Raw genomic sequence first — 12,468 nt, 5'->3', positions numbered from 1 at the left:
GTAACTTTTTTATGCCGATGCTAGCCAAATACTTAGATAGCACTGGTCTAGACCGAGAATCTCGGCCAGGGTTGGGGGCACAGGTTTCGAGACCGGTGCTGAGGTCGCCGGGTTCCTGGCGTAGGGCAAGCTCTTGCGCCCAGCCTTTTTCACGCAATGAAGGCCTTTTGTAGGCTGGACCGTGTCAACCTGATGGCGGATAGGGGAATGTCTAGCCCTTACCCCCCCACAGCGCTGGTTTTGGGCTGAGAGTACGGCAGTTCTTCGACAAAGGTCGTAAGCACCGTATAGCTGGCGTTTGGCCCTTCGGTAACTACACCTAACTTAGGGCGTTTTCCCCTCTGGAGCAGCGGTGGTTAGGTGCCTCAGAATTAAGGAAGTGAGCGGTCGGCGGGGAGCTTCCCCAGCGTCTCGCACCTTTGAACTCGCCCCTATAGGATTTGCCCCATGAAAACGGAAACCCCATTGCAATCGGCCTACAGCACTTTTGTAGAGCAGGTCAACAGTGCCCAGGTGCAGCGGGTGACGATCGGGCGCGATCGCATTGACTATACTCTTAAGCCTGAATTTGGCCGTCGCCGCTACACTACGCAACCGGTTGGGCCTACGGATGAGGTAATCAGCAAGCTCAAAAGCCAGGGGGTGCAGATTACAACTGCTCCTGAACCTTTACCACCAGCCAGCATTGCTGGGTTGATTATTTCCTCAGGCCTGCTGGTCGGAGCCCTGGCCCTAGCTGCAAAATTTAGTAGTGTAGGCGGCGGTGTAGGCAGCGCCGTAGGCATGGGTAAAAGCAAGGCCCGCAGCTATGGCAAAACCAAGACCGGCGTTAGCTTTGCCGATGTGGCTGGGGTAGATGAGGCCAAGCAGGAACTGCAAGAGGTGGTCGACTTTTTAGCCAACGGCGACAAGTACCGCAAACTGGGGGCCAGAATTCCTAAGGGGGTGCTGTTGGTGGGGCCTCCGGGCACCGGCAAAACTCTGCTGGCCAAGGCCGTTGCTGGCGAGGCCGGGGTGCCTTTCTTCAGCATGGCGGGCTCGGAGTTTGTGGAAATGTTTGTGGGGGTTGGTGCTTCACGGGTGCGCGATCTGTTCAATAAGGCCAAGCGCCAGGCTCCGTGCATTGTGTTTATTGACGAGCTAGATGCTGTCGGTAAAACCCGTGGCGGCAACCCCGTGGGCGGCAATGACGAGCGTGAGCAAACCCTAAATCAACTGCTGACGGAAATGGATGGCTTTGACGGCAATGACGGTGTGATTGTAATTGCGGCCACTAACCGCCCCGAAACCCTAGACCCGGCCCTACGCCGCCCAGGCCGTTTTGACCGTCAAGTGCTGGTCGATCGCCCCGATAAGAGCGGCCGGTTAGAGATTTTGCAGGTTCACGGTCGGGCCGTCGTCCTTGGTGAAGACGTGAACCTAGCAGAAATTGCTGGCCAAACCGCTGGTTTCGCTGGCGCCGATCTGGCCAACCTGGTTAACGAAGCAGCGCTGATGGCCGCCCGCCACAATCGTCAGGCGGTGCTGATGACCGATTTTATGGAAGCCATTGAGCGGGTGATTGCCGGGCTAGAGAAGCGGTCTAGAGTGCTCACTCCGATGGAGCGACAGACGGTGGCTTACCACGAAGTAGGCCACGCCTTGGTGGGGGCACTGGTGCCGGGCGGCAACCGAGTCACCAAAATCTCTATTGTGCCGCGGGGGCTAGGGGCCTTGGGCTACACGATGCAAATGCCGGAGAATGACCGCTTTTTAATGCTCGAAGACGAACTGCGGGGGCAGCTCGCCACTCTGCTGGGGGGGCGCGCCGCTGAGGAAATCGTCTTTGACAAGGTCTCCACTGGTGCTAGCGATGATATCCAAAAAGCAACCGACTTGGCTGAGAAAGCGGTAACCCAGTACGGCATGAGCGCTAGCCTTGGACCTGTGGCCTTTGCCAAAGCCTCGGCTCAGTTTTTGGATGGGGGGAGTGACAGACGGGTGACTAGCCCCGAAGTGGCGACCGAAATCGATCGCCAGGTGAAGCTGCTGCTCAACGGTGCTCGTACGGTGGCGGTGGCCATCCTTCAGCTCAATCGGGGACTTTTGGAGTCGGCCACTCAAACGCTGCTTGAGACAGAGGTGCTAGACGGTGAACAGCTCAAGGCAATCTTGGCCCAAGTCCAGGCTCCTGCCGAGCTACACACTTGGCTGACGCAGGGCCACAGCGTGGTGTAGATAGTTTTATACAGCTGAGGGGCTTTACCAAAAGGACCGCGCGATGATCGCGCCGTCCTTTTTTGCCTGCAAGTTAATCGGGCAGCTTGTACTGGCTGACAATACGCTTGGCAAACTCAGGCACGTGGGCGGCCAGCTTTTGCGGATAATTACGCTTGACGTATAGATAGTTGCGGGTGAAGTGGGAATCGATCGAAAAGCGGGCGTATTCTAGCCCCTTGGGCCCGATGCGCTCGATCACGACACCCATCAGCTTGGCGGCCCACATAGGCAGGGTAACGGCCTTATCGTAGGCAGGGATGCTCTGCTGTACGGCAGCCTTGCGATCGCCCACCGACATCACCGGCTGGGTATCGAGCTGATCCATGACGGTGTCGAGCATGGCTTGGCCGCGATCGTTGCGCACCACGATCCACTGCCAGCCAAAGGGGGCACCCATGTAACCCACGACTAAATCAGCCAGACCATTCACATAATCAAAACAGCTCATGCAGGAGGGGGCAAACACGTCTTTGAGCTGGTTGGTCTTGAGGCCAAAGAAGGGCACCGTTTCGGTGGAGCCATCTTCATGCTTGAAATGCACCCGAAAATCCTGCATGAATTCGTAGTGAACCACCGTGTCGGGCGATCGGCTGGTGGTTTCGAGAAACTTCTGTAGCCCGGCACGGCTGACGTTGTCGACACAGGGGGTGCCCAGCACGTAGAGCTGCTCTAGACCGAGCTGCTTTTCCACCGCTCGCAGCGCCTGGATCTGACAGCCGACACCAATCACCAGCAGGCGCTTCATGCCCGATCGCTCTACCTGCTCTAAGACGGATAGGTTAGGCGACAGGGTGGGCTTATTGACCCGCGCCGCCAGGATTTCTTCGGGAGTAGTAGCGAGGACTGGCTGCGGCTGGAAGCGATCGCTCTCCGTATTCTGAACGCATACCACCCCTTCCACGAGCCCTTTGGTCAGCATTTCAATGGCAATAGTGCTGACGATACCGGTCCACTGCGCCCCCTCAATGGGCTGCTGCTTGCGAGCGGCCATCATGTCCTGGTGCACGCCAAAGTAGACATCGTTCTCAGCTTCCAGATCGCGGCTGCGCCCGTGGGTCTGCTGCTCCAGCGTCGGGAACTGCTGATGGAGAAAGGCGCAGGCCTCTTTGACGTAGTGAATATAGTAAGTATCGCAAAAGCCGCACTCGCTACAGAGTTCTTTGGCGGGGCGGGTGGCCCCAGGGCGGAGGGCTTTGGCTTTGTTGTGGGAAGGCTGGGCCAGGGTCATAGGGACGGTGGTGAATTGCTCAGTAACGGCTGTTCTTCACCATACCGCACGGGTTTGGGCCAGTTGGTGCGATCGCCCAATTATTACGAAATATAGCGCCGGTCTTAGGGCTTGACCGAGCATTAAACGCTCCAGCACCATAGTGAAAACGGAGATTGAGACTGCGATCGCCCTCAGTCTTCCGCTACGGCTTTTGTTTAGCCGAGGAATTAGGCAGCGTCGTTATCCTGCGTTCCCTTGGTTGGGCAGCGTCAGTCTGTGCCTTAGCGGGCTAGGCAAAATCCCCCTCTCCGACCGATTGCGGGTTAAATGGAAGTAGGCATAAGCATAAGCTATGCCTACTTCCCCGGGTTCACCGTCGTGATGATCTGCTGCCTCAATCCCCACTGCACCCAGCCTAATCACGCTACCCTGGCTGCGGTGTGTCCTACCTGCGGCAGCCCCTTAGAGCATCGTCTCCGGGGCCGCTACCGTCCCCTGAAGCTGATTGGCCGGGGCGGCTTTGGGCGTACCTACTTCGCCCTCGATGCCGATCGCCTCAATACCCGCTGTGTGATCAAGCAGTTTGCTCCCCAAACCCAGGGCACCAAGTCATTCTTAAAGGCCGTACAGCTGTTCGAGCAGGAGGCGGTGCGGCTGCACGAATTGGGAGAGCACCCCCAAATTCCCACGCTGTTGGCCTACTTTGAGCAAAATAAGTACCTCTACCTGGTGCAGCAGATGATTCAGGGGCTCACCCTGCATCAGGAGATTTCGGCCCAAGCGGCCTATAGCGAAGGCAGCCTGCGCCAGCTGCTAGAAGATCTGCTGCCAGTGCTGCACTTCATCCATGAGCACGGCGTCATTCACCGAGACATTACTCCGTCAAATATCATTCGCCGCAAAATTGACCAAAAGCCCGTGCTGATCGATTTTGGTGTGGCCAAACAGTTCAGCGAAGCGATTCGCTACGAGCCGGGCACGCGCATTGGCACCGAAGGCTATGCCCCCATCGAACAGCTGCGCAGCGGCCAAGCTTACCCCTCCAGTGACCTCTACAGCTTGGGAGCCACCTGCCTGCACCTGCTGACCGGCCGTAAGCCAGAAGACCTATACAGCCCCCAGGAGGGCCGCTGGCTGTGGCAAGAGCACCTTCACAAGCAAGGACGCACCATTCACGCTGGCCTAGCGGCGGTGCTCAACTACATGACTAAGGATTTGGTTAGCGAACGCTACCAAACCGCCCAAGACGTGTTGGATGACCTGCGACGACTGCCTAAAATCGAAGGTGCGGTGCCGGGCTGGGTTTCAAATCAGTCTCGCCAAAGCCTATTCACCGGCATCGATCGCCCCCCCTTTAGCAGACCAGGTCAGTCGGCTGGTCTGGTCATGCCCACCACCTCAATGCCCTCGACGGCTGAGCCCCAAGCCCCCCTGGCTGGCCCTACCCCAAGTTCTCAGCCGGGAGCAATTTCAGGCAAACCTGCCTCTGGCCTGCCTCGCCCTGGGAGCCACCTGCCCGTCAGCAACGGCCCCCGCTCACAACCGCCTAGCTCACAACCGCCTAATTCTGGCCTGGGCTGGCAGCTCATTGCCACCTTGACGGGTCACCAGTCATGGGTTACGGCCCTTGCTTTTAGCGCCCAGCAGTCCGTGCTAGTCAGTGGCAGCCTAGATGACAGTGTTCGCATTTGGAACTGGCAGACGGGCGACTTGCTCCACACCCTTAAAGGACACGCCCGGGGCGTTAATGCTGTGGCCATTGATCGGCGCGGGCAACTGCTGGTCAGTTGTGGCGACGATGCGACCGTGAAAATTTGGCAGTTGGGCGACGGATCACTGCGCCATACCCTCAAGGGCCATTTGCGAGATGTGAATGCGATCGCCCTAAGCCACGACGGCAACCTAGCCGTCAGTGCCAGTGAAGACGGTACCCTGAAGTTGTGGAATTTGAGCCAGGGCACCCTAATTAAAACTCTGCCAGGCTCGGCGGGCATGCTCAAAACCGTGGCCTTTGCCGCCGCCGACCAGCGACTGGTTAGCGGCGGTCTTGACAACACCGTACGCATTTGGGATGCACAAACCGCCACCACGCTCAAAGTTCTGGTTGGCCACACCAATACCGTCAACCAAGTAGCGATTAGCCCAGACAGTCGCCTAATCGCCAGCGCCAGCAAAGATCGCACCGTGCGTTTGTGGGATTTAACTACGGGTACCCTGCTGCACACTCTCCAAGGTCATACCCAGGAGGTGAATACTGTGGCCTTTTTCCCCGATGGTCAGCGGCTGGTCAGCGGCAGCAGCGACGGTACCCTGCGGTTTTGGCGCAGCCAAGATGGCACACTCAAAGATACCTTATCGGCCCACATCAATCCTGTGCATCAGGTAGCGATGCAAGCAGGCGGCAAAGTGTTAGCCAGCGCCAGTGCTGATAAGACCATCAAACTGTGGCAGTTGCAGCGGTAGCGGAGTCGGTGGCTAGGTAGTTCAGCCGGGCCTAAATTGGTTTAGAAGTCAGTACTAATCGCAGCTTGGCGTGGATGAGGTTGAGCTGTGCCATGCCCAAGTCAACGTCGCCTTCGACGACGACACCGGTATCAAGCAGGCGATCGAGCAGCTCTAAAATGGTCGGGTTCTGATTTTTTTGACCAGGGTAGTAGTTCCCTTCTTTGGGTAGCAGGGTGCCGATTTCCCCCAGGTCAATGTTGAGGTCAGCAGGGTCGACATCAAAGATTTCGCACATCGAGACGACCTGCTCTTCTAGCTTGCGCAGGCTGTCGGCGGCTCGTTCCAGGTCGTTATCGTCGAGATCGCCCGATTCCATTCGGCGAATGACCTGAGCTTCCATCAGCTGCCGCACCAGCTCAATCACAGTGAGCAGCAGCGGCGCTAGGCCCGCATCGGTTTTGGCGGAGGGCTGTAGCGCCAGCGTGGTTGACAGGTCTGGCTCGGCATTTTCGGTGCTCATAGCCACAGTCTAGTGCATCTCAAGGCAGGCGATTCTGTCTGTATAGCGCTAGCTATGCCAGGCTAAGACCGATTTTGCCACTGCTGTTGAAGCCACTGGCGACGGACTTCTTCTGCTTTAGCTCGACTTTGCTGGTGACCGATGCGGTAGGCATCGACTGGATGCAGGCGTTGGTGCCTTAGCACCAGGCCTTGCCTATCGCTCTGGCTGCGGCTTGGGGCCGAACGAAAGCTGGGAATTGTACGGCTGGTGGCAATCTGCCGCACGGTGCGAAGCGTCAGCATGGTGGTTTTTAGGGAATATGAAGTTGAATGGAAAACCCCTGGACTCTTGAAGAACCCAGGGGTTTGTCTGAACCAAAGCCGGATTTCTGACCTAGCTGGTGGGCTCAGCCGATCGCAGGGCCTTGAGTTCGGCTTCTAGGGTTTCTAAACGAGTTTGGAGCTGTTGATTGGCCTCTAGCAGTTCATTGGTGCGGCTGCTGAGATAGGGATCGCTCTCCCACCAGTTAATGCCAATTTCGCGAGCTTTATCCACTGAAGAAATGATCAGGCGAATGCGAATACTCAGCAGTTCGGTAGAGCCGACGGACACCGAGATGTCTCCGGCAATCACAATGCCTTTGTCGAGCACCCGCTCAATGACATCCACTAGAGAAGACCCCTGGGTGGCGGTAACCATACTTCGACCGGGTTGGGGGCGGGTCGTGGGGGTGGAGGTGTTCACGGCAGATTACCTTCAGTTAGAACTCAGCTGGTAGCCCGTGGGCTGCCCATCGATTTCTTGTTTTTCGATCAAAGATTGATCGAGCATCGATCTAAGGGCATTGACCATCTGAAAGCGGTTTAGCCCCAGGGCTGTCTCGATGGTAGCGAGAGATGTGGTACCTGTCGCGTCAAGATAGTCAAAAATGCGGGTTTCAATGTCGTCGTTGAGGCTGACTTCAGTCTGGGGCACCCTCACAGCTAGAGCCTCGGGAGCTAGAGCTTCGGGCTCAGCCGGTACGGCCACTACGGTTTCGCGCTTGGCCTCCGGGAACTCCGCTATAGCAGGTTCTTCAGCCAAAAGCTCTTGAGTTGCAGCCACCGATTCCTGATCGACCACAACATCTTCAGGGGCAGACTCGGCCAGGTTCTCAAGGGGCTGAAGGGGGATGTCATCCTCTTCTTCGCCATGGAAACGGGCGGCGGGCTGGGCCTCGGGTTTGAGGGTGAGGTCGTTAACCAGTGTGGCCTGGGACACCACAAAGCGGTTAAACAAGTTCCACAGGTGGCGGGTGGCTTCTGGGGTGGGCTCTTTGGAGCGGGCCAGCAGAATGTCGCTACACAGGTCGCGGAAATCGGCGTTTTCGGCCAGGGGCAAAATGCCGTGGTCGTGGCAGATAGTAGCAATCATGAGGCTAGGACGCAGACTGGAGACCATGTCTGGGGCGACCGCTGTCTGGAAAGACTTGACCAATTGCACAATTTGCAGAGCCGCGGAGCTGTCGATGCCAACCTTTTGCACCAAAATTTGCTGCTGAGCCAGTTCGTCAGGCTCGGGCATGTTGATGGTGATGAGGCGATCTTGCAGCGCATCTTGGGTGCCGTGGACGCCGCAGTATTCTTCAGGGTTAGAGGTGAGAATGGCGCGGAAGTGAGGGCTAACGCGGATGTACTCGGCCCGGTTGTTACTGGGAGGCAGCACCAGGAGTTTTTCTTCGAGGGCAGACAGCAGCACGTTATTGACTTCGGGGCGGGAGCGGTTGAATTCGTCGTACACCATGGTGAAGCCTTCGCGGCAGGCCAGGGTAAGGCGTGAGTCAGTCCAGTTGTGGCGCAGCTCGTCTTCCACCTTCACGACGCTGTGGATGTAGTTGTCGACCACTTTTTTGCGGGTGTAGCCTGACTGGTTACCGATCAGGTCGGAGGTCTTGAACTCGTCATCGCCAAACAGCAGCATGATGGGGCGGGCGAGTAGGTCAGCCAGGTGCAGGGCCAGGGTGGTTTTGCCGGTGCCAGCGGGGCCTTTGAGGTGAATTGAATACCCCGATTGCAGGTACCGCAGGGCTCTGATGCTGGTGCGCTCTAGGGTGGGGGTAGAGACAAAGTTGCGGGGGCGGGCTTGTAGAACGGTGTTCACAGAACGGCTTCCTCTTGGACGAGATAGGTACGGTCTTGCTTGACTACGAGGTCTTTTTGGATGAGCGATCGCAGCGCGTCTACCGCCTGAAATCGGTTGATGCCCAGCTCAGTCTCAATTTCGCCGAGACGAGCACCCTGAGCCAGGTGCAGGTAGTTGTAAACCACCTCTTCAAGGGAAGGGGCTTCGGGGGCGGGGGGCGGTTCCACAGCCACCGCTGTCGGGGCTGGGGCCATGACGGTGGCAACTAGGGCAGAGCGAGTTGCTGCAACAGCACGAGCAGGAGCGGCCTTAGCCACGGTCGCTGCGGCCGGAGCGACCTTAGCCGCAGGAGCTGCCTTAGCTGGTGCAGCTTTGGCAATTACAGGTTTTGGCGCAGCTTTAGGGGCTACCTTGGCTGGTGCTGGCCCACGAGCGGGCACCGGAGTAACGGCAGGCCGGGTCGCGGCTGGGCTAGGGACTGGAGTCTGGGCTACGGCAGCGTTGCCCCAGACAACATGGGAGAGCTGAGCCCGCTGGGCCTGAAGCTGCTGGCGAAAGTCGGCCAGTTCGGTAAACATGACATCGACAGAATCGGTTAGGGCGGCGCGATCGCTCTGTCGCTGCTCCTGGTTTATCGCTGCTGCCTGCTGACGCACAGCTGTCAGGTCTTTGAGAGTGGCCTGCACCTGCACCTGCAAATCTTCGATGTAGGCGGTGAGCTGGGGCAGCAGTTCGGCCCGTACTATCGCCTGGCCTTGGCGGTAGCCCGCCAGGTCTACAGCTGTTTGAGCCTGAATTTCGTCAACCTGCTGCTGAATCTGGCGCAGTTCTTGAGCAATCTCTAGGCGCAGTTCACTGACGGTGGCTTGCAGCACTTGGCAATCGTACTCTAGCTGCTGGCGCACCTCGACGGCGCTAATTTCGCGATCGGCCTGGTAGGCGGCGAGCAGCACTTCGGTATCGACCTGGAGCTGCTGAATATAGTCTTGGCGAGCCTGCTGCCGGGGTAAAATCTGGGCGGCGCGATCGGCAGTCGTTTGAGCCAGCCATAGGGTGGTGTTGGCGCGCAGGTCGGCCATAAGCTGATTGAGGTCTTGGCGCAGCCGCACAGCGTGGGTTAGCCGGTCAGCCTGCCAGCGTTCTAGGTCAGCAGAGACTTGATCGCGCCGATCAACCACCTCGCTCTGGCGCAGTTGTCGTGCGGCTTGCCACTGGTCAAAAAGTGCTGTCACAGGACTGCTCTCCCTTTAGTGAAAATGAAACGGGGTAAATTTACGGAGAATGTTTGAGAACGGCAAGGAGAGGGAATGGCGCGGAGAGAAGAACGTTGCCAGACTCTAAAACTTAGCTATGTTTGAGTGTCTTAGTGCAATAATGAGGCGCTGTTCTGAAGCTTGCCGATGGCAGTGTCGCCGTTAATAGTTAATAGTTGCTATTTGAAGCGTTAGATCTACTTGATTTATGGGGCAGCTAAAGATTGGCTAATCCAGTATTCTGCTGCCCCATTAGGTATTAAGAGCAGTGGCGCTCTTAGGCAGCAGGTACAGCGGCTTGAGCGGTCAGACCAACGGCTTCGGCGTACTTGAGGTAGGTGTCAACGGAAGCGATTACAATGCGGGCTTCGATAGCCAGCAGCTCAATCCCTACCAGAGAAACACGAACCCAAGCATCAATAACGATGCCTTTGTCCAAAATGCGGTCAACAACTTCAGCCAAGCTAGAGGAAGAGTTTACTTTTTCGACAGCCATGGTTTTGAATCCCTAAACGATTAATGTGTTTAATGAAATTGCAAGGGAGAATTCCTCGGATGCACCTGGCTGCTACTGCAAAGAAGCGGTAGGAACAGACTCAGTGCGTAGGGCTTATTCCTTGCACATTTGTAGTCTGCCCATCTGCCTAGAACAGCTCACAACTTTAGAAAAATCAGTTCACTTATTGTTACCCGTAGGGCATCGGGCTCCAGCCCTTAAAGGCCAAACCGCCTTTGGACAGCCAATCTTAGCCGGATGTCTGATAATAAAAGGCGCAACGCTAAGGTTAGGCAACAGCATGATAGATGACTCGACGCTGGAAGTGCTGCTGCAAAGCCTCAAGCAGGAGGATGAGTACCAGCGCGAGTTGGCAACCGCCGCCCTGTGGCAGCATTGGTTTTACCAAAAGGGAGAGTTGGGTAATCAGCAACTACAAGACGCCCAGGCTTTGGTGGATAGCGGTCGAATAGATGCGGCGGAGCAGCTGCTCTCAACTCTAGTGGATGAACTGCCAGACTTTGCTGAGGCCTGGAATAGACGGGCGGTGCTCTATTACGTTCAGCACCGGTATCGAGAGGCTATGGCTGACTGCGAGCAGGTGATTAAGCTAGTGCCCTACCACTTTGGCGCGCTGCACGGGCTAGGTCTGTGCCATGCGGCTCTGGGGCAGTATGCGGCGGCGATTCAGACGTTTCGTCAGGCGTTGGTGGTGCAGCCCTATGCGCTGGTCAACCAGCGACTGATTTTAGAATGTACAGCGCAGTTGAGCTAGAGACAATCTGATGCCAGAGAATGCCTCGACGATTTTGACTCGGCTGTGGGAAGGCAAGGTGCGTTTTGTGCGGGTGGTGTGGTGCGACAACGGCAACGTCATTCGCGGTAAGGCCATTCACCTTGATGGGCTGACGCAGCAACTGGAAGGGGGAGAAGCGGTTGCCGTAGGGCTATCAGCGGCGCAGCAGGCAATTCCGGTGGTGGCCGATGCAGTGGCCCCTGGCAGCGGGCTGGGGCCGGTGGGGGAGGTGTGGCTGGTGCCCGACTGGGAGACCTTGCAGATGCTGCCCTACGCACCCGGCCAGGCGCGGGTGCTGGGGGAGATGGTGAAGGATGGCCAGCCCTGGCCCTGGTGTTCGCGGCAGTTTCTCAAGCGCATGGTGCAGCGGGCTGCTGACCAGGGGGTTGCGATCAAAGCGGCCTTTGAGCCGGAGTTTTACTTGCTTAAGCAACGTGACCCAGACATTCTTCCTGCCGACAATATGCCCTTTGCGGCTACGTTGGCGATGGACTTACACCAGGAGGTGGTGATGGCGATCGCAGATGCCCTCAGCGCCCAGGACATTGCTGTAGAGCAGTACTATCCTGAGTCGGGGCCGGGCCAGCAGGAAATCTCAGTGCGCTACACTGACGCCTTAGCTGCCGCCGATCAGCATGTGGTCTATCGCGAGACAGTAAAAGCGATCGCCCACCAGCACGGTCTAGTTGCGTCCTTTGTGCCCAAAGTTTTTGAGTTCTCTGCAGGCAGCGGGTGTCACCTGCACCTGAGTCTGTGGCAGGGAGAGCAAAACCTCATGCCTGATGGGGCCGGTGGGCTGTCTGAGATTGCCCAATTCTTTACCGCTGGGCTGCTGCACCACCTGCCCGCCCTGATGACAATCACCACCCCTAGCCCTAACTCTTATCGGCGGCTGCGCCCCCACAGCTGGAGCGGAGCCTATGCCGCATGGGGCATGGATAATCGGGAGGCGGCGCTACGGGTGCCGAGCAATTTCTCATCGCCCAGCCCGACCCATGTTGAGTTAAAGACGGTGGAGGGGGCAGCAAACCCCTACTTGGCGCTGGGAGGGGCGATCGCTGCCGGTCTTGACGGCATAGCCCAGGGCTATGCGCTGCCTGAGCCGGTACAGCAAGACCCAGGCAGTTTGTCGGAGGAGGAAAGGGGCGATCGCGGCATTGCCCTGCTGCCTCAGTCCCTGGCAGAATCCCTCGCCGCATTGGAGGCAAATCCTCTCCTGTTATCCCTCTTTAGTCACTTTCGTTAAGCAAAAAGGATTGTTCAGGCAACTTTCACCTGAATAGCTAGTGGACTAGCCCGAAACTGATGCATGCAATTCATCAGCCGATACAAGCCATGACGCAATCCAGGAATAGCAAACACCTCAAGCCAAGGTTTGAGACGTTG

11 protein-coding genes are annotated in these 12,468 nt (G+C 57.4%); 4 read left to right on the top strand and 7 right to left on the bottom strand.

What is annotated here, in order from left to right:
- The first annotated feature begins 447 nt into the window (after positions 1 to 447).
- Positions 448 to 2,217 (top strand): ATP-dependent zinc metalloprotease FtsH, encoded by a 1,770-nt coding sequence (gene ftsH / locus H6F57_RS20040; RefSeq protein ID WP_190627396.1) that lies wholly within the window; start codon positions 448 to 450, stop codon positions 2,215 to 2,217.
- Between the two features lie 73 nt (positions 2,218 to 2,290).
- Here the strand turns inward: ftsH and H6F57_RS20035 are convergent, their stop codons facing one another.
- A complete protein-coding gene (locus tag H6F57_RS20035) occupies positions 2,291 to 3,487 on the bottom strand; it encodes a Coenzyme F420 hydrogenase/dehydrogenase, beta subunit C-terminal domain (protein WP_190627395.1) in 1,197 nt (398 codons plus the stop codon).
- Between the two features lie 309 nt (positions 3,488 to 3,796).
- Here H6F57_RS20035 and H6F57_RS20030 point away from each other — a divergent pair, with 309 nt between their 5' ends.
- Positions 3,797 to 5,932 carry a serine/threonine-protein kinase gene (locus H6F57_RS20030; RefSeq protein ID WP_242024887.1) on the top strand — a complete coding sequence of 712 codons (2,136 nt, stop codon included), beginning with the start codon at positions 3,797 to 3,799 and terminating at the stop codon, positions 5,930 to 5,932.
- A gap of 31 nt (positions 5,933 to 5,963) precedes the next feature.
- Here H6F57_RS20030 and H6F57_RS20025 read toward each other — a convergent pair whose 3' ends face one another.
- From H6F57_RS20025 to gvpA, 6 genes are all read right to left on the bottom strand, one after another.
- On the bottom strand, positions 5,964 to 6,434 hold the full coding sequence (locus H6F57_RS20025; protein ID WP_190627393.1) for a gas vesicle protein K: 471 nt from the start codon (positions 6,432 to 6,434) through the stop codon (positions 5,964 to 5,966).
- Between the two features lie 62 nt (positions 6,435 to 6,496).
- Positions 6,497 to 6,718 (bottom strand): hypothetical protein, encoded by a 222-nt coding sequence (locus tag H6F57_RS20020; protein ID WP_190627391.1) that lies wholly within the window; start codon positions 6,716 to 6,718, stop codon positions 6,497 to 6,499.
- A 91-nt stretch (positions 6,719 to 6,809) separates the two neighbouring features.
- Positions 6,810 to 7,115, bottom strand: a complete 306-nt coding sequence (locus tag H6F57_RS20015) for a gas vesicle protein (protein ID WP_190627470.1) — start codon at positions 7,113 to 7,115, stop codon at positions 6,810 to 6,812.
- Positions 7,116 to 7,172: 57 nt separating this feature from the next.
- Positions 7,173 to 8,555 (bottom strand): gas vesicle protein GvpN, encoded by a 1,383-nt coding sequence (gvpN, locus tag H6F57_RS20010; RefSeq protein WP_190627389.1) that lies wholly within the window; start codon positions 8,553 to 8,555, stop codon positions 7,173 to 7,175.
- Positions 8,552 to 9,769, bottom strand: a complete 1,218-nt coding sequence (locus H6F57_RS20005; RefSeq protein WP_190627387.1) for a hypothetical protein — start codon at positions 9,767 to 9,769, stop codon at positions 8,552 to 8,554. The genes gvpN and H6F57_RS20005 overlap by 4 nt, the downstream gene beginning before the upstream one ends.
- A gap of 298 nt (positions 9,770 to 10,067) precedes the next feature.
- Positions 10,068 to 10,286, bottom strand: coding sequence for a gas vesicle structural protein GvpA (gvpA, locus tag H6F57_RS20000; RefSeq protein ID WP_190627385.1), 219 nt, complete (start codon positions 10,284 to 10,286; stop codon positions 10,068 to 10,070).
- Positions 10,287 to 10,590: 304 nt separating this feature from the next.
- On the opposite strand from gvpA, the gene H6F57_RS19995 reads away from it, so the two are divergent.
- Complete coding sequence (locus H6F57_RS19995) at positions 10,591 to 11,061, top strand: tetratricopeptide repeat protein (RefSeq protein ID WP_190627468.1); 471 nt, start codon at positions 10,591 to 10,593, stop codon at positions 11,059 to 11,061.
- A 10-nt stretch (positions 11,062 to 11,071) separates the two neighbouring features.
- Complete coding sequence (locus H6F57_RS19990) at positions 11,072 to 12,328, top strand: glutamine synthetase family protein (RefSeq protein WP_190627382.1); 1,257 nt, start codon at positions 11,072 to 11,074, stop codon at positions 12,326 to 12,328.
- Positions 12,329 to 12,468 lie beyond the last annotated feature (140 nt).

The organism is Leptolyngbya sp. FACHB-60, from assembly GCF_014695775.1.
Taxonomy (GTDB): domain Bacteria; phylum Cyanobacteriota; class Cyanobacteriia; order Phormidesmidales; family Phormidesmidaceae; genus Nodosilinea.
The sequence above is the reverse complement of the archived record's forward strand: the minus strand, read 5'-3'. Positions and strand labels throughout refer to the sequence as shown.

Bases quoted from the DNA above. Each gene is read 5' to 3' on its own strand.
- H6F57_RS20030 (WP_242024887.1), top strand. From the start codon at position 3,797: ATGGAAGTAGGCATAAGCATAAGCTATGCCTACTTCCCCGGGTTCACC.
- H6F57_RS20020 (WP_190627391.1), bottom strand. From the start codon at position 6,718: ATGCTGACGCTTCGCACCGTGCGGCAGATTGCCACCAGCCGTACAATT.
- H6F57_RS20015 (WP_190627470.1), bottom strand. From the start codon at position 7,115: ATGGTTACCGCCACCCAGGGGTCTTCTCTAGTGGATGTCATTGAGCGG.
- H6F57_RS20025 (WP_190627393.1), bottom strand. From the start codon at position 6,434: ATGAGCACCGAAAATGCCGAGCCAGACCTGTCAACCACGCTGGCGCTA.
- ftsH (WP_190627396.1), top strand. From the start codon at position 448: ATGAAAACGGAAACCCCATTGCAATCGGCCTACAGCACTTTTGTAGAG.
- H6F57_RS20035 (WP_190627395.1), bottom strand. From the start codon at position 3,487: ATGACCCTGGCCCAGCCTTCCCACAACAAAGCCAAAGCCCTCCGCCCT.
- gvpA (WP_190627385.1), bottom strand. From the start codon at position 10,286: ATGGCTGTCGAAAAAGTAAACTCTTCCTCTAGCTTGGCTGAAGTTGTT.
- H6F57_RS19990 (WP_190627382.1), top strand. From the start codon at position 11,072: ATGCCAGAGAATGCCTCGACGATTTTGACTCGGCTGTGGGAAGGCAAG.